Source organism: Aurantimonas sp. NFXS3 (assembly GCF_049132005.1).
GTDB classification, from domain to species: domain Bacteria; phylum Pseudomonadota; class Alphaproteobacteria; order Rhizobiales; family Rhizobiaceae; genus Aurantimonas; species Aurantimonas coralicida.
In genome coordinates, this window is sequence record NZ_JAGDDZ010000004.1 from 13,954 (window position 1) to 35,731 (window position 21,778).

Here is a 21,778-nt window from a genome sequence, read left to right on the forward strand (position 1 = left end):
ATGGTCCACCATGTGGATGCTCGGGAGGTTGAGCCGGCCTTTGACTTCATTCGATCGGGGAGGACCGACCTTGAAATTCGCCAGACTCCTGGCCGCAACGGCCATCGCCACCACGCTTGCCGCCCTGCAGTTGACGCCGGCCTTGGCCGAGACGCTGCGCCTGTCGCACAACACCAACGACACCACGACCTGGCAGAAGGGCGCCGAGAAGTTCAACGAGCTGCTCCAGGAAAAGAGCGGCGGCGAACTCGACATCCGCATCTTCCCGAACGCCCAGCTGACCGGCGGCGACCAGATGAAGCAGGCCGAGATGGTCGGCCGCGGCGCCCTCGACTTCGTCGTCACCTCGGCGATCAACGTCACCCCGCTGGTGCCCGAGATGGCGGTGTTCTCGCTGCCCTATCTCTACACCGACTATGACGACGTCGACGCCACCACGTCGGGCGCGCCCGGCGACCGCATGGAAGAGATCATGGCCGGCCACGGCATCGTGGTCCTCGCCTGGGGCGAGAACGGCTTCCGCGAGGTGACCAACAACGTCCATCCGATCAAGACGCCGGACGACCTCAAGGGCCTGAAGATGCGCGTCGCCGGCCCGATGTATATCGACGTGATGAACGCGCTGGGCGCCAACCCGCAGCAGATGCAGTGGACCGAGACCTTCTCGGCCCTGCAGCAGGGCGTCGTCGACGGCCAGGAGAACCCGATCGGCGCGGTGATCATCCCGCAGCGCGTCTACGAGGTACAGAAGTACATCACCCCCTGGCACTATTCCTACGATCCGATCTTCGTCGGCGTCAGCCAGAAGCTCTGGGACAGCTGGGACGCCGAGCGCCAGGAGATGGTCCGCGCCGCCGCCGAGGAGGCGATGGCCTACCAGAAGAATATCACCCGCGAGGATACCGCCTCGGGTATCGAGTTCCTGAAGGAAAAGGGCATGGAGGTCTACGAGGCGAACGCCGAGGAGATCGACGCCTTCCGCCAGGCGACCAAGTCGGCCTACGACACCTGGGCCGCCAAGGTCGGCCCGGAGCTGGTGGCGCTGTTCGAAGACACCGTTGCGAACTCCGGCGGCGACGCCGCCAAGCCCGCGAACTGATCGCCTGAAGGGCGGCGTTCTTTGGAACGCCGCCCGTCCCACCCTGCCGGCCAGTTGGATATGTCGATGCGCGCAGTTCTGGAGGATGCGGAGAAGATCGTCTGCGCGGTGATCTTCCTGGTGATGACCGGGATCGGCTTTCTCAACGTGGTCGTGCGCTATCTGACCAGCTATTCCTTCGCCGCTACCCAGGAGATCCTCCTCAACGGATTTCTCCTGCTGACCATCTTCGGGGCCGCCATCGCCGCCCGCCGCGGCGAGCATCTGGCCGTCACCCTGTTTGCAGACCTTTTGCCGCCGGCCGGGCGCCGCGTCGGCCTGTGGCTTTCCACCAGCCTCTCGGTCTTCCTGCTCTGCCTGTCGGCCTGGTACTGCTACGGCCTCGTCGCGCATCAATATGCCAGCGGCGTCACCTCGCCCGGCCTGCAGGTCCCGGCCTGGTACTACACGCTCGGCCTGCCGCTGGGTTTCCTGCTGATCGCCCTGCGCCTCGTCCAGCACACGCTGGGCTTCGACCGCGCCTTGCGCGCCGGGGACGAGCGGCATGCCTGATCTCGATCCGGGCACCCAGATGGTGCTCCTGTTCTTCGTCCTTCTGTTCCTGCGCGTGCCGGTCGCCTTCGCGCTCGGCCTGTCCTCGCTCTACGCCATGTGGGCGATCGGCTTCGGCCTCGATCTCGTCGGCGATCTCCTGGCCAGCGGCATCTCGAAATTCTCGCTGCTGGCGATCCCCTTCTTCATCCTCGCCGGCACGCTGATGGGCACGGTCGGCATCGCCGAACGGATGATCCGCTTCTTCCGCGTGCTGGTCGGTTCGCTGCCGGGGGGCATGGGCATCGTCGGCACGGTGGTCTGCCTGTTCTGGGGCGCCGTCAGCGGCTCCGGCCCCGCCTCCGTCGCCGCCATCGGTCCGCTGATCATCAAGGGCATGGCCGAGGACGGCTATCCGCGGCCCTTCGCGGCGGCGCTGGTGTGCACCGGCGCGGCCCTGTCGATCGTCATTCCGCCCTCGATCGGCCTCGTGATCTACGGCGTCATCGCCGAAACCTCAATCGCCGAACTCTTCATCGCAGCGATCGTCCCGGGCATGGTCATGGGCGCGCTGATGCTGCTGACCCTGCCCTTCGCCGACCGCGCCCGCACGGCCGCCCGGTCCGGCGCCGGCCTCGCCTCGCTGGTCCCGCCGCCCTATGCCGACCGCCCCTATGGCGAGCGGCTGGCACGCTCCTTCGTCGATGCCTTCTGGGGCCTGCTGACCCCGGTGGTCATTCTCGGCGGCATCTATGCCGGCGTCTTCACCCCGACCGAGGCGGCGATCGTCGCCACGGTCTATGCGCTTCTCGTCGGCCTGTTCGTCTATCGCACCCTGACCTGGCGCACCCTCTACGCGGCGCTCGTCGAAGCCAGTTCCTCCTCGGCCGTGGTCATGCTGGTCGTCGCCTTCGCCAGCCTGTTCGGCTGGGTGGTCACCGTCGACGACCTCGTCGGCAAGTATTCCTCGGTGCTGCTGGGCCTCAGCGACAACCAGTGGGTGATCCTCTTCGTCATCATGGCGGTGGTGCTGGTCGCCGGCATGTTCATGGATGCCATCACCATCATGTTCATCACCCTGCCGATCTTCCTGCCGGTGGTGCGCGAACTCGGCTGGGACCCGGTGTGGTTCGGCGTTCTCCTGATGGTCAATCTGGCCATCGGCCTGTTCACGCCGCCCGTCGGCATCAACCTCTTCGTCGCCGCCAACATCACCCGCCTGTCGCTGGAAAAGATCGCGTTGGGGGCGATCCCCTTCCTGTTGACCAGCCTCGTCGGCCTTGCCCTCGTCGCCGCCTTCCCCGGCCTGTCGCGGATTCTCACGGCCTTCATGGGCTGAGCGCCGGGCAACGTGGGAACGGTGCGGCTGCCGATGACGGGCGCAGCGAAGATCGCTATCGTCGCGCGCGACGGCGCCCGCCTCCCAGCCGGCGCCCTGAAGAGGAGCTTACCCTTGGCCGAGACCAACGCCCTGCACACGACGCCGCTCGACGCCCTGCATGTGGCGCTCGGCGCCCGGATGGTGCCCTTCGCCGGCTATTCCATGCCGGTGCAATATTCCGCCGGCGTCATGAAGGAGCATCTCCATACCCGCGCCGCCGCCGGCCTGTTCGACGTCTCGCATATGGGCCAGGTGGCGATCCGGCCGAAATCGGGCGATCTCGCCGACGCCGCGCTGGCATTGGAAACGCTGGTGCCCGTCGATGTCGCCGGATTGAAGGAGGGCCGCCAGCGCTATGCCGTCTTCACCGGTTCCGACGGCGGCATTCTCGACGATCTGATGATCGCCAATCGCGGCGACCATCTCTTCCTGGTGGTCAACGCCGCCTGCAAGGAGCAGGACATCGCCCATCTGCGCGCCGGGCTCGACGATACGTGCGAGGTCGAGCCCCTGACCGACCGCGCGCTTCTGGCCCTGCAGGGGCCGGCCGCCGAGGCCGCCCTTGCCACGCTGAACCCGGCCGTCGCCGAGATGCGCTTCATGGACGTGCGGGCGCTCGACCTTCTCGGCGCCGCCTGCATCGTCTCGCGCTCCGGCTATACCGGCGAGGACGGCTACGAGATCTCGGTTCCCGCCGACGCCGCCGAGAAGCTGGCGAAAGGCCTGCTGGCGCTGGAGACGGTGGAGCCGATCGGCCTTGGCGCCCGCGACTCGCTGCGCCTGGAAGCCGGGCTCTGCCTCTATGGCAACGACATCGACACGACGACGACCCCGGTAGAGGGCGCGCTGGAATGGTCGATGCAGAAGGTCCGCAAGGCCGGCGGCGACCGCGAGGGCGGTTTTCCCGGTGCCGACATCGTCCTGAAACAGCTTGCCGAGGGTGCGACCCGGCGCCGCGTCGGCCTGTTGCCGGAAGGCCGGGCCCCCGTACGCGGCGGCACCAGCCTGTTCGCCGAGGCCGAGGGCGGCGCACCGGTCGGCACCGTCACCTCCGGTGGTTTCGGTCCGACACTGGAGGCGCCGGTCGCCATGGGTTACGTTCCGGCCGAACTGGCCGGATCGGGCACCCGGCTTTTTGCGGAAGTCCGTGGCAAGCGGCTGGCCGTGACCGTCACCCCCCTGCCCTTCGTCACACCCGGCTACAAGCGCCGCTGAAGCGAGAGGACGTTTACATGTTGAAGTTCACCGAGGAACACGAGTGGCTGCAGATCGACGGCGACACCGCGACGGTCGGCATCACCGAACACGCCACCACCCAGCTCGGCGACCTCGTCTTCGTCGAACTGCCGGCGGTCGGCGCCAGCTTCGCCAAGGGTGACGACGCCGCCGTGGTGGAATCGGTCAAGGCGGCCTCCGAGATCTACGCGCCCCTCGACGGCGAGATCACCGAGGTCAACCAGGCGATCGCCGACGACCCCTCCATCGTCAACAACGACCCGCAGGAGGCCGGCTGGTTCTTCAAGATGAAGCTGTCCGATCCCTCCGCCGCCGAGGCGCTCATGGACGAGGCCGCCTACAAGGCGATGGTCGGGTAAGGACTGAACAGCATGGGCACCGAATTCACCGACTACGATCCGTATGATTTCGCCAATCGGCGCCATATCGGCCCGTCTCCCGCCGAGATGGACGAAATGCTCGCCCTGCTCGGCGTCGACAGCCTAGATGCGCTGATCGACCAGACCGTCCCGGCCTCGATCCGGCAGGCCGAGCCCCTGGACTGGGGCACGCCGATGACCGAGCGCCAGGCCCTCGACGCGCTGCGCGAGACCGCCGACATGAACGTCAAGCTCGTCTCGCTGATCGGCCAGGGCTATTACGGCACGATCACGCCGCCGGTCATCCAGCGCAACATCCTGGAGAACCCGGCCTGGTACACGGCCTATACGCCCTACCAGCCGGAGATCAGCCAGGGCCGGCTCGAGGCGCTGCTGAACTTCCAGACGATGATCTGCGACCTCACCGGCCTCGACATCGCCAGCAGCTCGCTCCTCGACGAGGCAACGGCCGCGGCCGAGGCGATGGCCATGGCCCATCGGGTCTCCAAGTCGAAGCGCGACGTCTTCTTCGTCGATGCCGACTGCCATCCCCAGACCATCGGCGTCATCCGCACCCGCGCCGAGCCGCTCGGCCTGTCGGTGGTGGTCGGCGACCCGATGACAGATCTGGTCGCCTCGGACGTCTTCGGCGCCATCGTCCAGTATCCGGGCACCTACGGCCACGTCCACGACTTCACCGCGACCTTCTCCGCGCTCCACGCCGAGAATGCGCTCGCCATCGTCGCCGCCGATCCGCTGGCGCTGGCCCTCCTCAAGACGCCAGGCGACATGGGCGCCGACATCGCCGTCGGCTCCATGCAGCGCTTCGGCGTGCCGATGGGCTACGGCGGCCCGCATGCCGCCTACATGGCGGTCAAGGACGCCCACAAGCGCGCCATGCCCGGCCGCATCGTCGGCGTGTCGGTGGATTCGCGCGGCAACCGCGCCTACCGTCTGGCCCTGCAGACCCGCGAGCAGCACATCCGCCGCGAGAAGGCGACGTCGAACATCTGCACCGCCCAGGTGCTGCTCGCCGTCATGGCCTCCATGTACGGCGTCTTCCACGGCCCGACCGGCATCAAGGCGATCGCGCAGCGCGTGCATCAGCGCGCCGCGCTGCTCGCCACCGGCCTGGAGAAACTCGGCTACACCATCGAGCCGGATGCCTTCTTCGACACGATCACCGTCGAGGTCGGCCGGCTGCAGCGGGTGATCCTCGACGCGGCGGTGGCCGGCGGCGTGAACCTGCGCAAGATCGGCGACGACCGCATCGGCATCAGCATCGACGAGCGCACCCGTCCGGGCAATATCGAGGCGGTCTGGCGGGCCTTCGGCGGCGATTTCGCAGCCGAGGATTTCGAGATGGGCTACCGGCTGCCCGACGGCATGCTGCGCACCAGCGACTACATGACCCATCCGGTCTTCCACATGAACCGGGCCGAGAGCGAGATGACCCGCTACATGCGCCGGCTCTCCGACCGGGATCTGGCGCTGGACCGCTCGATGATCCCGCTCGGCTCCTGCACGATGAAGCTCAACGCCACGGCGGAGATGCTGCCCATCACCTGGCCGGAATTCGCCGAGCTGCATCCCTTCGTGCCGCAGGACCAGGCGCTCGGCTACAAGGCGCTGATCGACGACCTGTCGGCCAAGCTCTGCGTCATCACCGGCTTCGACGCCGTGTCGATGCAGCCCAATTCCGGCGCGCAGGGCGAATATGCCGGGCTCCTGACCATCCGCGCCTATCACCACGGGCGCGGCGACACACACCGCGACATCTGCCTGATCCCGACCTCGGCCCATGGCACCAATCCGGCCTCGGCGCAGATGGCCGGCATGAAGGTCGTGCCGGTACGCTCGGCCGAGAACGGCGACATCGACGTCGAGGATTTCCGCGCCAAGGCGGAGAAGCATGCGGACAATCTCGCCGCCTGCATGATCACCTATCCCTCGACCCACGGCGTGTTCGAGGCGAGCGTCGCCGAGCTGTGCGACATCGTCCACGCCCATGGCGGCCAGGTCTATCTCGATGGCGCCAACATGAACGCGCTGGTCGGCCTCGCCCGGCCCGGCGACATCGGCGCCGACGTCTGCCACCTCAACCTGCACAAGACCTTCTGCATCCCCCATGGCGGCGGCGGTCCAGGCATGGGGCCGATCGCGGTCAAGTCGCATCTGGCGCCGCATCTGCCGGGCCACCCGCAGACCGGCGGCGAGGCCGGCCCGGTCTCGGCAGCGCCCTTCGGCTCGCCCTCGATACTGCCGATCTCCTGGAGCTACTGCCTGATGATGGGCGGTGCCGGCCTGACCCAGGCGACCAAGGTGGCGATCCTCAACGCCAACTACATCGCCCGCCGCCTGCAGGACGCCTATCCGGTGCTCTACAAGGCGAAGAACGGCCGGGTCGCGCATGAATGCATCATCGACACCCGGATCCTGCAGGACAGCGCCGGGGTCACCGTCGACGACGTCGCCAAGCGGCTGGTCGATTGCGGTTTCCATGCCCCGACCATGAGCTGGCCGGTGTCCGGCACGCTGATGATCGAGCCGACCGAATCCGAGCCCAAGGCCGAGCTCGACCGCTTCTGCGACGCCATGCTGGCGATCCGCGAGGAGGCGCGGGCCATCGAGGAAGGCCGGATCGACCGCGACAACAACCCGCTGAAGAACGCCCCGCACACGGTGGAGGATCTGGTCGGCGACTGGGACCGTCCCTACAGCCGCGAGCAGGCCTGCTTCCCGCCCGGAGCCTTCCGGGTCGACAAGTACTGGGCGCCGGTCAACCGGGTCGACAACGTCTATGGCGACCGCAACCTCGTCTGCTCCTGCCCGCCCATGGAGGCCTACCAGGAAGCCGCCGAATAGTGGAGGAGCGGCCGGCATCGAGGGCGTAACGTATACATTGACATGGCGCGTTGCGGCACCGATAGTCGCAGCCGGAGTTGAGGCGTCGCCGCAAGGCGGCGCTTCGAGAAGGGGAGACGGGGCAGACATCCTGCCTCTGGCGGGCAGCCATCCGGTACTGCCGCGCAACTGATCTGGGAGGATCCATGTACAGACGCACCTTGATGACCCTCGCCGCGGCCCTGATGGGCACGACGCTGCTCGGCGCCGGCGCTGCGACCGCGCAGGAATATCCGGACCGGCCGATCCAGATGATCGTGCCCTGGGGCGCCGGCGGCGGCACCGATGCCGTGGGCCGCATCTTCGCCTCGCTGCTGCAGGAAGAGCTGGGCGTTCCGGTCAATGTCGTGAACCGCACCGGCGGTTCGGGCGTCGTCGGCCACAGCGCCATCGCCAATGCCGAGCCCGATGGCTATACGCTGGGCATCATGACGATCGAGATCGACATGATGCACTGGCAGGGCCTGACCGAGCTGACCTATGAGGATTTCGACATCCTCGCCATGGTCAATGCCGATCCGGGCGGCGTCATGGTCTCGGCCGATTCCGAATATGATTCCCTCGAGAAGCTGCTCGAGGCGCTCAAGTCGGAGCCGAAGGGCACCTTCAAGGGCTCCGGCACCGGCCAGGGCGGCATTTGGCATCTCGGCCTCGCTGGCTGGCTCCTGTCGGAAGACCTCGCACCCGATCAGGTGACCTGGGTTCCGAGCCAGGGCGCGGCACCGGGCATCACCGACATGGTCGCCGGCGGCGTGGACATCGTGCCGTCGTCGCTGGCCGAAGGCCGCTCGATGATCGACGCCGAGCGCGTGCGTCCGCTGGCCACCATGGCGGCCGAGCGCCAGGAAGCCTTCCCGGACGTGCCGACCCTGAAGGAAGCCACCGGCTCGGACTGGACCCTCGCGGTCTGGCGCACGGTCGTCGGCCCCGACGGCCTGCCGGACGACGTCAAGTCCAAGCTGACGGCGGCCATCGAGAAGGCCTACAACAGCGACGAGTACCAGACCTTCATGAACGACCGCGGCTTCGGCATGCGCTGGGCCGCCGGCGAGGAAGCGACGAAGATCGTCGCCGACGACGACGCCAGCCTCGGCGAAGTCATGAAGAAAGCCGGTCTGGCCAAGTAACGGGACGACAGCGGCGGCGCCTTCGGGCGTCGCCGTTGCTTTTCGGGCACCCGCGACCGGCAGACGCGTCGGCGCCCGCCGGGCTGCCATCCACCGCGGCCGTCCCGCCGCACCGCTCCACATGCTGCCCTCTGCCCTGCCCTTCGCGGCGGGAGACGCTCTTCGAACCGGCGCCAGGCGCCGTCCGATTTCCCGAACGGCCCTGAGGCGAGGATGTCACCGCGTCCATGAAACTGAACGATCTTTCCCTCGGCATTCTCGCGCTTCTGTGCGGCGGCGGGATCTACCTCTCCGCGCTGCAGTTCTCGCCTATTCCGGGGCAGGCCTACGGGGCCGAGACCATGCCCACCACCATCGCCCTCGTCGCGATGGGCCTCGGCCTGTTCATGATCGGCAAGGCGGTGATCGCCGGGACCGACCAGCCGGCCTTCGCGCTGGCCGAATGGGCCCGTTCGCCGGTGTCGCTGATCGGCCTGTCGGTCGCGGTGGGCCTCATCCTCTTCTACATCCTGTTTTCCAAGGCGCTCGGCTTCGTGCCCACCGCCTTCGTGGTGATCCTCACCTTGATGCTCACCCTGCGCACCCGGCCGGTGACCGCGATCGTCGTGTCGCTCCTGGCGACCATTGTCATTCAGCAGGCCTTCGGCCGCCTGCTGCTCGTTCCGCTTCCGCGCAGCGCCCTCGGATTTCTCTGGTAGTCGATCATGTCCGTTATCGTGGAAGCCCTCGGGCTCGTCTTCCAGCCCTATGTCCTCCTGGTCATCCTGGGGTCCGCCTGCTTCGGCATGTTCGTCGGCGCCATTCCCGGCCTGACCGCGACCATGGCGACGGCGCTCCTGGTGCCGATCACCTTCTTCATGGATCCGGTGCCCGCCATCGCGGCGATCGTCACCGCCACGGCCATGGCGATCTTCGCCGGTGACATTCCCGGCGCCATGCTGCGCATGCCCGGCACGCCTGCCAGCGCCGCCTATGTGGAGGACGCCTACCGCATGACGCGGTCCGGCCGGTCCGAGGAAGCCCTCGGCGCGGCCCTGGTGTTCTCCTCGATCGGCGGCATCTTCGGCACCATCGTCCTCGTCACCGCCTCGCCGGCGCTGGCGGAAGTCGCGCTGAAATTCTCTTCCTTCGAGTATTTCTGGCTGGTCGTGCTCGGCCTGTCCTGCGCGATCTTCGTGTCGCCGGGCTCGGTGACCCGCGGCATCATCTCGCTGCTGATCGGCCTGTTCGCCGCCACCGTCGGCATCGACAATCCGGCCGGCGAGCCGCGCTACACCTTCGGCAATGTCGAGCTTCTGGCCGGCGTCCAGTTCATTCCCGCCATGATCGGCCTCTTCGCCGTATCCGAGGTGCTGCGCTCGGTCGTGGCGCGGGTCGCCCGGCCGGCCATCGCCCGGTCCAGCGGCGACGGCGTCTTCCTCAGCCAGTGGAAGAACTTCAAGCGCTACCCGGTCCAGGTGTTTCGCGGCAGCGCGTTCGGCACGGCCATCGGCGCGCTTCCGGGCGCCGGCGCCGACATCGCCGCCTGGATTTCCTACGCCGTCAGCAAGCGCTTCTCCAAGACGCCGGAGAAATTCGGCACCGGCCATGTGGAAGGCCTCGTGGAATCCGGCGCCTCCAACAACGGTGCCGTCAGCGGCGCCTGGATTCCGGCGCTCGTCTTCGGCATTCCCGGCGATTCCATCACCGCGATCGTCATCGGCGTCCTCTACATCAAGGGCATCAACCCGGGCCCGACGGTGTTCATCAACGACCCGCAGCTAATCTACGCGGTGTTCATCGTCTTCTTCCTGGCCAACATCATCATGCTGCCGCTGGGCTGGGTGGCGATCAAGTCGGCCGGCACCATCCTGTCGATCCCCGAACGCGTCCTGATGCCGATCATCCTGATGTTCTGCATCGTCGGCTCCTTCGCCATCAACAACTCGATCTTCGGCGTCATCCTGATGCTGATCTTCGGCATCCTCGGCTTCCTGATGGACGAGAACGACATCCCGATCGCCCCGGCGATCCTCGGCCTCGTCCTCGGGCCGATGCTCGAGCAGAACTTCATCACCTCGATGATCAAGGCCGATGGCAGTTTCCTGGCCTTCTTCGAGCGGCCCATCGCCGCCGGGCTCGGCCTGTTCACCATCGCGATCTGGTGCCTGCCGCTGATCATGATGATGCTCATGCGACGCAAAAAGGGATCCGCCCGGCCGGAACCGGCGGCCGGCGACTGACCGCCTCCGGCGCAGGCCGGCGGCGCGGAGCCCCTCCATCATAAGGCTTGCGTAACGAACGCCGGCGATGAATTCAGACGATTCATCGCCGGCAAACGACTTTACGTGCAGTGCAGCAGAAGCTATGAGAACGATCGTTCGCTCTCAGATCCGGATGCTGCCCTTGCCCGCGACCACCCCCCTGCCCGACGGCTCCGCAATGACGGCCCAGGACCAGCGCCGCGTTCAGGTGCTGGCCGCCGCGCGGGCCTGTTTCGCCCGGGCCGGCTTTCATGGCGCGTCGATGCAGCAGATCTGCGCCGAGGCGAAGATGAGCCCCGGGGCGCTCTACCGGTATTTTCCGTCCAAGGACGCGATCATCGAGGCGATCGCCGAGGAAGAGCGGGGCAACGCCGCCAATTGCATGGCGCTGCTCGGCGGCCCCGGCAGCATCTTCGACCGCATCGTCGCCGTGGCGATGGAATATCTGCGCCAGACGCTGGATCCCGACACCGGCGGGCTGATGGTCGAGATCTGCTCGGAAAGCATCCGCAACACCACCATCGGCAAGCGTTTCCACGAGATCGAGCTGGAGGTGCGCCGGGCCTTTCGCGAAGCCCTGCAGCAGGCCCATGATCGCGGGGAGATCGCCGCCGACATCGATCTGGGCGTCGTCCTCACCGTGCTCCTGTCGGTCGGCGACGGTCTGGTGATGCGGCTGCAGATCGAACAGGACTTCGACATCGAAACCATCGAGCCGTATCTGCGGCGCATCGTGGAGGGCCTTCTGGCCCCCCGGCCACCCGCCACCGCTTGAATTCCGCGCCGCCCTGCGGCGGTCACCTGACCCGACATGGTCGGCGACGGACGTTCCATCAGGCGGGCCCGGCCCGCAAGAGATCGAGGCCTGCCATGTCCCTGCGTCCCCTCGCCCTTCTTCTGGCAGCCGCCGTCGCAGCCATGCCGGCCAGCGCCATGGCCCAGGATGCGCCGGCCGCGACCGCCGCGCTGCAGGCGCCCAGCGTCTCCGTCGTCGAGGCGAAGCGCCGCGAGATCGTCTCCACCGTCACCGTCACCGGCACGTTGCGGCCGCGCGAGACCGTCGTCGTCGGCAGCGACGTCGAAGGCCTGCGGATCGAGGCGCTGCTGGCCGACGAGGGCGATATCGTTTCAGCCGGCGATGTCCTCGCCCGGCTCGACACCGACATGATCGAGATCGGCCTCGCCCGCAGCCAGTCCCAGACCGCCCGCGCCGATGCCGCGATCGCCCAGGCCAAGAGCCGCATCGCCGAAGCCGAGTCCGTCGCGACCGAGGCCCAGTCCGCCCTCGCCCGCACGAGGCCGCTCGCAGAGAAGGGCATTGTCGGCCAGGACGTCCTCGACCAGCGCGTCTCGGCCGCCGCATCCGCCGACGCCGCGCTCGCCAGCGCCCGCCAGGGCGTCGCCGTCGCCGAGGCCGACCGGGCGCTGACCCTTGCCGAGCGGCGCGAACTGGAACTGCGCAAGGCGAAGGCCGAGATCAAGGCACCCACGGACGGGCTGATCCTGTCGCGGGCCGCCCGCCTCGGCAGCGTCGTCTCGGGGGCCAGCGGCAGCCTGTTCGAGATCGCCCGTGACGGTCAGATCGAGCTGGATGCCGAGGTCGGCGAGACCGTGCTGCGCCGGCTGGCTGAAGGGCAGGCCGTGACGGTCACCCTGGCCGGCGGCGGCGAACCGGTCACCGGCAAGATCCGCCTCGTCTCGCCCATGGTGGACGCGACGACGCGGCTCGGCCGCATCCGGGTCGCTTTGCCCGCCTCGTCCGAGCTTCGCACCGGCAGCTTTGCCCGCGGCGTGGTCGAGACGGACCGCTCCACCGGCGTCGTCGTTCCGCGCACCGCGATCATCGCCGATGCCGACACGGCCGTGGTGCAGGTGGTGCGCGACGGCACCATCGAGACCCGCGAGGTCACGCTGGGCATCACCACCGGCAGCGACGCCGAGATCCTCGAAGGGCTCGAGGCCGGCGACCAGGTCGTGGCGCTGGCCGGCACCTTCGTGCGCGACGGCGACGCGGTGACGGCCGTCGCCCTGAAGAGTGCGGAGGGCGAAGGATGAACTGGAACTTCTCCGCCTGGGCGATCCGCAACCCGGTCCCGCCGATCCTCCTGTTCTTCGTGCTGGTGGCGCTGGGCATCTCCAGCTTCATCAGCCTGCCGATCACGCGCTTTCCGAATATCGACGTGCCCGTCGTCGCCGTCACCATCACCGAATCCGGCGCCGCGCCATCGGAACTGGAGACGCAGGTCACCAAGAAGGTCGAGGATGCCATCGCCGGCATTTCCGGCGTCAAGCACGTCACCTCCACCATTACCGACGGCTCCTCGGTGACGGCCGCCGAATTCCGGCTGGAGATCGACACCGACCGCGCCACCAACGACGTCAAGGACGCGGTCGCGAAGATCCGCTCCGATCTGCCGCTGACGATCGACGAACCGGTCATCCAGCGCATCGAGGTCGAGAACCAGTCGATCGTCACCTATGCGGCGGCCTCGCCCGGCAAGACGCCGGAGCAATTGTCCTGGTTCGTCGACGACGTGGTCATCCGCGCCTTGCAGGGCCTCAACGGCGTCGGCCGGGTCGAGCGCATGGGCGGCGTGGAGCGCGAGATCCAGGTGCGGCTCGATCCCGACCGGCTGGCCGCCCTCGGCGTGACCGCCGGCGAGGTCAACCGGCAGCTGCGCTCGACCAATGTCGACCTGTCGGGCGGTCGCGGCGAATTCGGCGGCCAGGAACAGGCGATCCGCACCCTCTCTTCTGCCGACACGGTGCAGGGGCTCGCCGAGACGCGCATCTATCTGCGCGGCGGCCGGCAGGTGCGCCTCGCCGAACTCGGCGAGGTCGTCGACAATTGGGAAAAGCCGCGCTCCTTCGCCCGGCTCGACGGCCGGCCGGTCGTCGCCTTCTCGATCTACCGCTCCAAGGGCGCCAGCGACACGACCGTCGCCGACCGCGCCGCCGAGGTCGTGGCCAAGCTCGCCGCGGCCAATCCGGACGTCACCTTCTCCAAGATCGACGACAGCGTCACCTACACCTACGGCAATTTCGAATCCGCCATGGAGACCCTCGCCGAGGGCGCGCTCCTGGCGGTCATCGTGGTGCTGCTCTTCCTGCGCGACTGGCGCGCCACGGCCGTCGCGGCGATCACCCTGCCGCTCGCCGCCATCCCCACCTTCTGGGCGATGGACCTGATGGGCTTCTCGCTCAATCTGGTCAGCCTGCTCGCCATCACGCTGGTCACCGGCATTCTCGTCGACGACGCCATCGTCGAGATCGAGAATATCGAGCGCCATATCGGCATGGGCAAGAAGCCCTACCGCGCGGCCATGGAAGCGGCCGACGAGATCGGCCTGGCCGTCATCGCCATCACCATGACGATCATCGCCGTGTTCTCGCCGGTGAGCTTCATGGGCGGCATTGCCGGCCAGTACTTCAAGCAGTTCGGCCTGACGGTCGCGGTGGCGGTGTTCTTCTCGCTGCTTGTCGCCCGGCTTATCACCCCGATGCTGGCGGCCTATTTCTTCCACGCCCATGCTGTCGGCGGGCCGAGCTTCGGGCGGCTGCTGCGCCGCCGGCTGATGCTGCTGGCACCGCTGGCAGGTCTTGCCATCGGCGTGCTCTTCGCCATCGCCTTCCTGCCCTCGGCCGGACCGGACAATCCGGTGACCGGAGCACTCGGCCCCTATGCCGCCATGGTGCCGGCGCTGAGCTTCGATCAGGCGACGGAACTGTCGCTCTTCGTCATGGCCGGGGCCGTGGGGCTGGCGATCCTCCTCGCCTATCTGGGCATGCCGCACCCGACCGAGCAGAGCGACGGCCTGTTGATGCGGGCCTATACGCGCTTCCTGCGCGTGACCGTGCGCTGGCGCTGGATCACGCTGGCGGTCGGCATCGGCCTCTTCGCCCTGTCGATCGATGCGGTGAAATATCTGCCCACCGGCTTCATTCCCAAGGAAGACGCCTCGCGCATCGTCGTGTCACTGGAACTGCCGCCCGGCTCGACGCTGGAAACCACCCGCGCCGTCACCGACGACGCCGTCGCCTCGATCCGCGAACTGCCGGAGGTGCGCAGCGTCCTGGTGATCGGCGGCTCCAGTCCGACCGGCACGCTGGAGGTGCGCCGCGCCGCGCTGACCATCAACCTGACGCGCAAGTTCGAGCGCACCCGCAGCCAGGCCCAGCTCGAGCCGATCATCGACGCCAAGCTGGCGGCGATCCCCGACATCCGCTCCTATTACGTCAACGATCGCGGCGAGCGCGAACTCTCCGTCGGCATCCTGGGCGACGACGGCGCGAAGGTGTCCGCCGCCGCGGCCGACCTCGAAGCCCAGATGCGGCGCGATCCGATCTTCGCCAACCCGTCGGCCATGGCGTCCTTCGCCCGGCCCGAGATCCGCATCGTGCCGCGGCTCGACAAGGCCGCCGATCTCGCCATCGCACCCGACGCGATCTCCGAGACGGTGCGCGTCGCCACCATCGGCGACGTCGGGGCAAATCTCGCCAAGTTCAATGTCGGCACGCGGCAGGTGCCGATCCGGGTGGAACTGCGCGAAAGCGCCCGCCAGGACCTGTCGACCATCCGCAATTTGCGGGTGACGACCGGCACCGGCGCCTCGGTGCCGCTCGACAGCGTCGCCGATATCGGCTTCGGCCAGGGCCCCTCGACCATCGACCGCTACGACCGCGAGCGGCTGGTGAAGGTCGGCACCTCGATGGCGCCCGGCTACGAGATCGGCCAGGGCAGCGAGCGGATCATGTCGCTGCCGGCGGTGAAGAACCTGCCGCCCGGCGTGCGCATCCAGGAAGTCGGCGACGCCGAGATCCAGGGCGAGGTCTTCGCCGGCTTCGCCTCGGCCATGAGCGCCGGCATCATGATGGTGCTGGTCGTGCTGATCCTGCTGTTCGGCAGCGTCTTCCTGCCGCTGACCATCCTCGCCTCGCTGCCGTTGTCGGTCGGCGGCGTCGTCGGCGCCCTGCTCCTCACCCACACGGCGATCTCCATGCCGGTGGTCATCGGCATCCTGATGCTGATGGGCATCGTCACCAAGAACTCGATCATGCTGGTGGATTTCGCCGTCGAGCAGGAAAAGCACGGCATGCCCCAGACCGAGGCGATCATCGACGCCGGCCGCAAGCGGGCCCGTCCGATCATCATGACCACGCTGGCCATGGCGGCGGGCATGGTGCCGGCGGCCATGGCGACCGGCGAAGGTGGCGAGTTCCGCGCGCCCATGGCGATCGCGGTGATCGGCGGCCTGCTGGTCTCCACCGTCCTGTCGCTGATCTTCATCCCGTCGCTCTATACGCTGATGGACGATCTCAGCCACACGGTCGGCCGGCTGTTCCGCTGGCTGGTGCGGCCGAATGCCAGCGACGACGGTGACGCGACCGGCGAAGTCCCGGCCGCCCCCGCCCGTGCCGCCGCGGCGGACGCGACGCAAGATGAGCCGGACGCGCCGTCCTGGCGCCGGGTGACGGAATTCCCCCAGCGCGCCAAGGACGAACTGCCGGCGCCCAAGATGCAGCCCGCCGCCGAATAGTCCCGGCGGCGGCGGCGATCGGTATCAGCCGGCCTTGCCGTCCGAACCGGTCAGGCCGAATTCGGCGAAGACCGCGTCGGTGTCCTCGCCGAGTGCCGGCACGCGGCCGAACTCCGGCAGCTTTCCGTCGACGAGAAAGCCCGGCGCCAGCATCGTCACCGGCCCGGTCGGCGTCTCCACCGTCACCGTGCGGTTCTGGGCGTGGTGCTTGACGTCCTCCATGGTCGACAGGCGCCCATAGGCGATCTTCGCCGCTTCCAGCTTCTCGGCCATGGCGTCGCGGTCGAAGCGCGAGAACACCTCCTGGATGATCGCCTCCAGCGCCGGACGGTTGGCGACCCGCGCATTGTTCGAGGCGAAACGTTCGTCGGTGGCCAGATCCGGCAGCTCGAGCGCCCTGGCGCAGAGATTGGCCCATTCCCGCTCGTTCTGGATCGAGAACAGGATCGCCCGTCCGTCGGCGCATTCGAAGACGCCGTATGGCGCGATGGTCGGATGCGAGAGGCCGTTGCGCGGCGGTGTCTTGCCGCCATAGACATATTGCAGATACGGCACGTTCATCCAGTCCGACAAAGCGTGGAACAGCGACAGCGAGATGTGCCGGCCCTTGCCGGTGCGCTCGCGCACGAACAGCGCCTGCATGATCGACGACAGCGCCGTCATGCCGGCGGCGATGTCGCAGACCGAGACGCCGACGCGGGCCGGACCTTCCGCATTGCCGGTCACCGAGGACAGGCCGGTCTCGGCCTGCACCAGGAGGTCGTAGGCCTTCAGATGCGCGAAGGGGCCGTCGTCGCCATAGCCGGAGATCGCGCAGGTGATCAGCCGGGGGAAGCGTTCACGCAGTTCCGCCATGTCGAAGCCCAGCCGCGAAATGACGCCGGGGGCGAGGTTCTGGATGAACACGTCGGCCTCGCCGATCAGCACCGCCAGGCGCTCCCGGTCGGCCGGATCCTTCAGGTCCAGCCGGACCGATTCCTTGCCGCGGTTCAGCCAGACGAAATAGGCGCTCTCGCCATGGACGAGACTGTCGTAGCCGCGGGCGAAATCGCCCTCCGGCCGCTCGATCTTCAGGACCCGCGCCCCGGCATCGGCCAGCCGCCCCGAGACGTAGGGGGCGGCAACCGCCTGTTCGACGGAGACGACCAGGATGCCGGCAAGATCATCGTTCATGGGGCTCTCCGCAGGTTTCGAGCGACAGACAGGATGCGCTCGCACAAGGACCGTGACCGCCCTGAGCGACCGTTCCCACGGCGGTGACATCGTAAGGCAGGAAATGCAATAACCGGCCGCTCCGTCATCGATGCGACGCGACGCGGCCATAAGCGCCGGGTATGGGCGGGGACCGGCCGGGAGAGAACCGACATGCACGCAGCGCCGATTGCCGAAGCCGACTTCATCCGCTCCGTCGCCGACGCGCTGCAATACATCTCGGTCTATCATCCGCCGGACTTCGTCGCCCATCTCGCCCGGGCCCATGAGCGCGAAGAAAGCCCGACCGCGCGCAACGCCATGGCGCAGATCCTGGTCAATTCCCGCATGTCGGCGCTCGGCAAGCGGCCGATGTGCCAGGACACCGGCACCGTCAACGTCTTCGTCAAGATCGGCATGCAGGCGCGGATCGACAGTCGCCGTCCGCTGGCCGAGCTCGTCAACGAGGCCGTCGCCCGCGCCTACACCGACCCCGCCAATCCGCTGCGCGCCTCGATCGTCGCCGATCCGATCTTCGAGCGCCGCAACACCGGCAACAATGCGCCGGCCGTCACTCATGTCGAGATGGTCTGCGGGGACAGCGTGAAGGTCACCGTCGCGGCCAAGGGCGGCGGTTCGGAGAACAAGGCGCGCTTCGCCGCGCTCAATCCCGGCGCCTCGATCGTCGACTGGGTGCTGGAAACGGTCGAAGGGCTCGGGGCCGGCTGGTGCCCGCCGGGCCTACTCGGCATCGGCGTCGGCGGCACGGCCGAAAAAGCGATGATCCTCGCCAAGGAATCGCTGCTCGCCCCGATCGACATGACCGATCTTCTGGCCCGCGGGCCCGCCTCGATGCTCGAGGAGTTGCGGATCGAGATCTACGAGGCGGTGAACGCCCTCGGCATCGGCGCCCAGGGCCTCGGCGGCCTGACCACGGTGCTCGACGTCAAGATCGCCACCCATCCGACCCATGCCGCCTCCAAGCCGGTCGGGCTGATCCCGCAATGCGTCGCCGACCGGCATATGAGCTTCGTCCTCGACGGGTCCGGGCCGGCGACCTTTGTCCCGCCGTCCATCGATCTGTGGCCGCAGATCGCGCTGGCCGGTGCCGCCGAGACCCGCCGCGTCGATCTCGACCGGATTACCCCGCAAGAAGTGGCAGGCTGGAAGGCGGGAGAGACGCTGCTCCTGTCGGGCCGGCTCCTGACCGGCCGCGACGCCGCCCACAAGCGCATGGCGGCGATGCTGGACCGCGGCGAGCCGCTGCCGGTCGATCTGAGGGGTCGGGCCATCTACTATGTCGGCCCGGTCGATCCGATCGGCGACGAGGTGGTGGGCCCGGCCGGCCCCACCACTTCCACCCGTATGGACCCGTTCACGGACCAGATCCTCGCCGCGACGGGGCTTCTGGTGATGATCGGCAAGGCCGAGCGCGGTCCCGCCGCCATCGACGCCATCCGCCGGCACGGCGCCGCCTATCTCATCGCCGTCGGCGGCGCGGCCTATCTGGTGTCCAAGGCCATCCGCTCGTCCCGGCTCGTCGCCTTCGAGGATCTCGGCATGGAGGCGATCCGCGAATTCACCGTCGAGGACATGCCGGTCACCGTCGCGGTCGACGCGACCGGCACCTCGGTCCACACAACGGGCCCGGCCGAATGGCGCCGCCCGCAGATCCGCGTCGGCGGTGCGCCGGTCTCCGCCTGATCCGCGCGCTCGCGTTCACGCAATGGCGATTGCAGCCCTGGCCGAACTGGCGATAACGTCGCGCGGACAGGGATGAGGAGACCGCCGTATGAGTGACGCACCGACCGACGAGCCGCGCTGGAAGCACGACGGCGTGCGCGTCATCAAGGGCGACCGGCTGGATTCCAACACGGCGCAGACGCCCGGCATGTTCCGCCAGGCGGCGATCAACCATGCCCGCGTCGGGGCACAGAAGATCTGGGCCGGCACGGTGACCATCGAGCCGGACGCCAAGACCGGCGTCCATCACCACGGCGCGCTGGAAAGCGTCATCTTCGTCCTGCGCGGCAAGGCCCGGATGCGCTGGGGCGAGCGGCTGGAATATGTCGCCGAGGCCGAGGCCGGCGACTTCATCTTCGTGCCGCCCTATGTGCCGCATCAGGAGATCAACGCCGATCCCGACGCGCCGCTCGAATGCGTCCTGGTGCGCTCCGACAACGAGGCGGTGGTGGTCAACATCACCGATGTCGAGCCGGTCGAGCGTCCCGAGGAAGTCTATTGGGTCGATCCGATCCACAGCCATCCCGACGCCGACAGTAACGCGTCTTGAGCCGGTGCCGCGGATCGGCGACAAGCGCGATCAGATGACGGCTGGCATTGCCGCAGACCGGCAGCCCAAGCCCCCGCAGAGGAGACCCATTGATGGCCGACACTGACGAGACGACGCCGGCCGACGTCCTGGTCTTCGGCTCGCTGAATGTCGATCTCGTCTGCCGGGTAGCGAGCATCGCCCGGCCCGGTGAGACCGTGCTGGCGCCGCGTTACGAGCAGCTGTTCGGCGGCAAGGGCGCCAACCAGGCGGTCGCGGCATCGCGCATGATCGGCGGCGGCAACAGGGTCGCCATGGTCGGCGCGGTGGGCGACGACGTTCTCGGCCAGGCGGTGGCCGACAATCTGCGCGGCGAGGGCATCGATGTCGGCGGGCTGCAGACCGCACCCGAGCGCACCGGCTGCGCCTTCATCTCGATCGACGCGGCGGGCGAGAACGCCATCACCGTCGCCAGCGGCGCCAATGGCTGCGTGACCGCCGGGGCGCTGGCGCCCGGCCGGCTGGGCCCGCAGAGCATCCTCGTCCTGCAGATGGAGATCCCGCTGGCTGAATGCGTTGCGGCGGCAAGGGCCGCGCGGGATGCCGGCGCCCGCACGGTGGTCAATCTTGCCCCCGTGCCGCCGGATCTCGACGAGGCAGGCATGCTGCAGCTCATGGAACTGGCCGACGTGCTGGTCGTCAACGAGAGCGAATTGCGCGCGGCCGCCACGATCTGCGCGGTCGAGAGCGGCAACGCCTCCGAGCGGGCGCGCACCCTGTCCGAACGCCTGGACCTCGCCGTCATCGCCACACGTGGGTCGCGTGGCCTGATCATCGCCGACCGGAACCGGCCGGTGCGCTCCATCCCGGCAATGAGCGTCGAGATCGTCGACACCACCGGCGCCGGCGACACCTTTGTCGGCGTCTTCGCCGTGGGCCTGTCCGAAGGGCGCGCGCCGGACGACGCCGCCGAACGCGCCGCAATCGCCGCCTCCCTCGCCTGCCGCAAGCTCGGCGCCCAGTCGGCCATGCCGACCGCGGCGGAGGTCGAGCGCGCACTGGCGGAGCTCAAGCCATAGAACCGCACAGCCACGGGCGGCCGCCGACCTGCCCGGCAAACGGCCCTATCCGCCAGACCCCGACGGCAAGGCGCCGCATCATCGGCATCTCGGCGATCCTCGTCGCGATGTCCGCCATGCTGTCGCCAGCTTTTGCGGCCTCGACGCGGGTGGCCGTGGCCGCGAATTTCACCGAGGCCGCGCAGGAGATCGCCGCCGCCTTCACGGCCGCGACCGGCGATACCGCCGAACTCAGCTTCGGCTCGACCGGCACGCTCTATACCCAGATCTCCCAGGGTGCGCCCTATGAGGTGTTCCTGGCGGCCGATGCCGAGCGACCGGAAAAAGCGATCGCCGTGGGACTCGCCGTCGCCGGCAGCCGCTTCACCTACGCCACCGGCCGCCTCGTCCTCTACAGCACCGAGCCGTCCCGCGTGACGGGCGAGACCACGCTGACCAAGGGCGCCTTCGACCGGCTGGCCATCGCCAACCCCGCCACCGCTCCCTATGGCGCGGCGGCCGTGGCGGTGCTGCAGGCGCTCGGGGTTTACGAGGCGGTTCGGCCAAAGCTCGTGCAGGGCACCAGCATCGCCCAGGCCTACCAGTTCGTCGCGACCGGCAATGCCGAGCTCGGGCTTGTCGCGCTGGCGCAGGTCGCCGGCAAGCCAGACGGTTCGCACTGGCAGGTTCCGGCAGACCTGCATGCCCCGATCGACCAGGATGCCGTACTCCTTCAGACCGGGCGCGACAGCGCCGCGGCCAGCGCATTTCTGGACTTCCTGAAGAGCCCGGAAGCGGGCGCCATCATCCGCCGCTACGGCTACGAGACCGGAGCCTGAC

At 68.3% G+C, this 21,778-nt stretch carries 17 protein-coding genes; 16 read left to right on the forward strand and 1 reads right to left on the reverse strand.

The features are described 5' to 3' along the window. Window positions 1-70: 70 nt before the first annotated feature. The 12 genes from J3367_RS12410 (at window position 71) to J3367_RS12465 (ending at window position 16,417) form a co-directional block, all read left to right on the forward strand. Window positions 71-1,099: a DctP family TRAP transporter solute-binding subunit gene (locus tag J3367_RS12410; RefSeq protein ID WP_024351680.1), complete on the forward strand. Its 1,029-nt coding sequence runs from the start codon at window positions 71-73 to the stop codon at window positions 1,097-1,099. A 66-nt stretch (window positions 1,100-1,165) separates the two neighbouring features. Next, on the forward strand, window positions 1,166-1,651 hold the full coding sequence (locus J3367_RS12415) for a TRAP transporter small permease (protein ID WP_024351679.1): 486 nt from the start codon (window positions 1,166-1,168) through the stop codon (window positions 1,649-1,651). After that, a complete protein-coding gene (locus tag J3367_RS12420; RefSeq protein WP_024351678.1) occupies window positions 1,644-2,969 on the forward strand; it encodes a TRAP transporter large permease in 1,326 nt (441 codons plus the stop codon). Before J3367_RS12415 ends, J3367_RS12420 begins: the two co-directional genes overlap by 8 nt. Before the next feature lie 114 nt (window positions 2,970-3,083). Further along, window positions 3,084-4,226, forward strand: a complete 1,143-nt coding sequence (gene gcvT, locus J3367_RS12425; RefSeq protein WP_024351677.1) for a glycine cleavage system aminomethyltransferase GcvT — start codon at window positions 3,084-3,086, stop codon at window positions 4,224-4,226. A gap of 17 nt (window positions 4,227-4,243) precedes the next feature. After that, on the forward strand, window positions 4,244-4,606 hold the full coding sequence (gene gcvH / locus J3367_RS12430; RefSeq protein WP_024351676.1) for a glycine cleavage system protein GcvH: 363 nt from the start codon (window positions 4,244-4,246) through the stop codon (window positions 4,604-4,606). 12 nt (window positions 4,607-4,618) lie between these two features. Continuing rightward, complete coding sequence (gene gcvP, locus J3367_RS12435) at window positions 4,619-7,471, forward strand: aminomethyl-transferring glycine dehydrogenase (protein ID WP_024351675.1); 2,853 nt, start codon at window positions 4,619-4,621, stop codon at window positions 7,469-7,471. A 185-nt stretch (window positions 7,472-7,656) separates the two neighbouring features. After that, window positions 7,657-8,637, forward strand: a complete 981-nt coding sequence (locus tag J3367_RS12440) for a Bug family tripartite tricarboxylate transporter substrate binding protein (RefSeq protein WP_024351674.1) — start codon at window positions 7,657-7,659, stop codon at window positions 8,635-8,637. A gap of 227 nt (window positions 8,638-8,864) precedes the next feature. Continuing rightward, window positions 8,865-9,335 (forward strand): tripartite tricarboxylate transporter TctB family protein, encoded by a 471-nt coding sequence (locus J3367_RS12445; protein WP_024351673.1) that lies wholly within the window; start codon window positions 8,865-8,867, stop codon window positions 9,333-9,335. 6 nt (window positions 9,336-9,341) lie between these two features. Beyond that, window positions 9,342-10,859, forward strand: a complete 1,518-nt coding sequence (locus J3367_RS12450; RefSeq protein WP_024351672.1) for a tripartite tricarboxylate transporter permease — start codon at window positions 9,342-9,344, stop codon at window positions 10,857-10,859. Between the two features lie 154 nt (window positions 10,860-11,013). Further along, the gene (locus J3367_RS12455; RefSeq protein WP_244877518.1) at window positions 11,014-11,655 is read left to right on the forward strand and encodes a TetR/AcrR family transcriptional regulator; all 642 of its coding nucleotides are present in this window, start codon (window positions 11,014-11,016) and stop codon (window positions 11,653-11,655) included. Window positions 11,656-11,750: 95 nt separating this feature from the next. Then, window positions 11,751-12,935, forward strand: coding sequence for an efflux RND transporter periplasmic adaptor subunit (locus J3367_RS12460; protein WP_024351670.1), 1,185 nt, complete (start codon window positions 11,751-11,753; stop codon window positions 12,933-12,935). Beyond that, complete coding sequence (locus J3367_RS12465) at window positions 12,932-16,417, forward strand: efflux RND transporter permease subunit (protein ID WP_421461250.1); 3,486 nt, start codon at window positions 12,932-12,934, stop codon at window positions 16,415-16,417. Before J3367_RS12460 ends, J3367_RS12465 begins: the two co-directional genes overlap by 4 nt. A gap of 24 nt (window positions 16,418-16,441) precedes the next feature. Here J3367_RS12465 and J3367_RS12470 read toward each other — a convergent pair whose 3' ends face one another. Continuing rightward, the gene (locus J3367_RS12470; RefSeq protein WP_024351668.1) at window positions 16,442-17,590 is read right to left on the reverse strand and encodes a CaiB/BaiF CoA transferase family protein; all 1,149 of its coding nucleotides are present in this window, start codon (window positions 17,588-17,590) and stop codon (window positions 16,442-16,444) included. A gap of 192 nt (window positions 17,591-17,782) precedes the next feature. Between J3367_RS12470 and J3367_RS12475 the strand changes: the two genes are divergently transcribed. The 4 genes from J3367_RS12475 to modA all read left to right on the forward strand — a co-directional run bounded on the left by J3367_RS12475 (window position 17,783) and on the right by modA (window position 21,777). Then, window positions 17,783-19,312: a fumarate hydratase gene (locus J3367_RS12475; RefSeq protein ID WP_024351667.1), complete on the forward strand. Its 1,530-nt coding sequence runs from the start codon at window positions 17,783-17,785 to the stop codon at window positions 19,310-19,312. 88 nt (window positions 19,313-19,400) lie between these two features. Continuing rightward, window positions 19,401-19,901, forward strand: a complete 501-nt coding sequence (locus tag J3367_RS12480; RefSeq protein WP_024351666.1) for a cupin domain-containing protein — start codon at window positions 19,401-19,403, stop codon at window positions 19,899-19,901. A 92-nt stretch (window positions 19,902-19,993) separates the two neighbouring features. Beyond that, window positions 19,994-20,959, forward strand: a complete 966-nt coding sequence (locus J3367_RS12485) for a ribokinase (RefSeq protein WP_024351665.1) — start codon at window positions 19,994-19,996, stop codon at window positions 20,957-20,959. Between the two features lie 116 nt (window positions 20,960-21,075). Further along, window positions 21,076-21,777: a molybdate ABC transporter substrate-binding protein gene (gene modA, locus J3367_RS12490; RefSeq protein WP_306302721.1), complete on the forward strand. Its 702-nt coding sequence runs from the start codon at window positions 21,076-21,078 to the stop codon at window positions 21,775-21,777. Window position 21,778: the final 1 nt, after the last annotated feature.

Coding starts and splice junctions, on each gene's coding strand:
- J3367_RS12475 (WP_024351667.1), top strand. CDS start 17,783: ATGCACGCAGCGCCGATTGCCGAAGCCGACTTCATCCGCTCCGTCGCC.
- J3367_RS12455 (WP_244877518.1), top strand. CDS start 11,014: ATGCTGCCCTTGCCCGCGACCACCCCCCTGCCCGACGGCTCCGCAATG.
- J3367_RS12445 (WP_024351673.1), top strand. CDS start 8,865: ATGAAACTGAACGATCTTTCCCTCGGCATTCTCGCGCTTCTGTGCGGC.
- J3367_RS12415 (WP_024351679.1), top strand. CDS start 1,166: ATGCGCGCAGTTCTGGAGGATGCGGAGAAGATCGTCTGCGCGGTGATC.
- J3367_RS12450 (WP_024351672.1), top strand. CDS start 9,342: ATGTCCGTTATCGTGGAAGCCCTCGGGCTCGTCTTCCAGCCCTATGTC.
- J3367_RS12485 (WP_024351665.1), top strand. CDS start 19,994: ATGGCCGACACTGACGAGACGACGCCGGCCGACGTCCTGGTCTTCGGC.
- J3367_RS12420 (WP_024351678.1), top strand. CDS start 1,644: ATGCCTGATCTCGATCCGGGCACCCAGATGGTGCTCCTGTTCTTCGTC.
- J3367_RS12470 (WP_024351668.1), bottom strand. CDS start 17,590: ATGAACGATGATCTTGCCGGCATCCTGGTCGTCTCCGTCGAACAGGCG.
- gcvH (WP_024351676.1), top strand. CDS start 4,244: ATGTTGAAGTTCACCGAGGAACACGAGTGGCTGCAGATCGACGGCGAC.
- modA (WP_306302721.1), top strand. CDS start 21,076: ATGCTGTCGCCAGCTTTTGCGGCCTCGACGCGGGTGGCCGTGGCCGCG.
- gcvP (WP_024351675.1), top strand. CDS start 4,619: ATGGGCACCGAATTCACCGACTACGATCCGTATGATTTCGCCAATCGG.
- J3367_RS12480 (WP_024351666.1), top strand. CDS start 19,401: ATGAGTGACGCACCGACCGACGAGCCGCGCTGGAAGCACGACGGCGTG.
- J3367_RS12460 (WP_024351670.1), top strand. CDS start 11,751: ATGTCCCTGCGTCCCCTCGCCCTTCTTCTGGCAGCCGCCGTCGCAGCC.
- J3367_RS12440 (WP_024351674.1), top strand. CDS start 7,657: ATGTACAGACGCACCTTGATGACCCTCGCCGCGGCCCTGATGGGCACG.
- J3367_RS12465 (WP_421461250.1), top strand. CDS start 12,932: ATGAACTGGAACTTCTCCGCCTGGGCGATCCGCAACCCGGTCCCGCCG.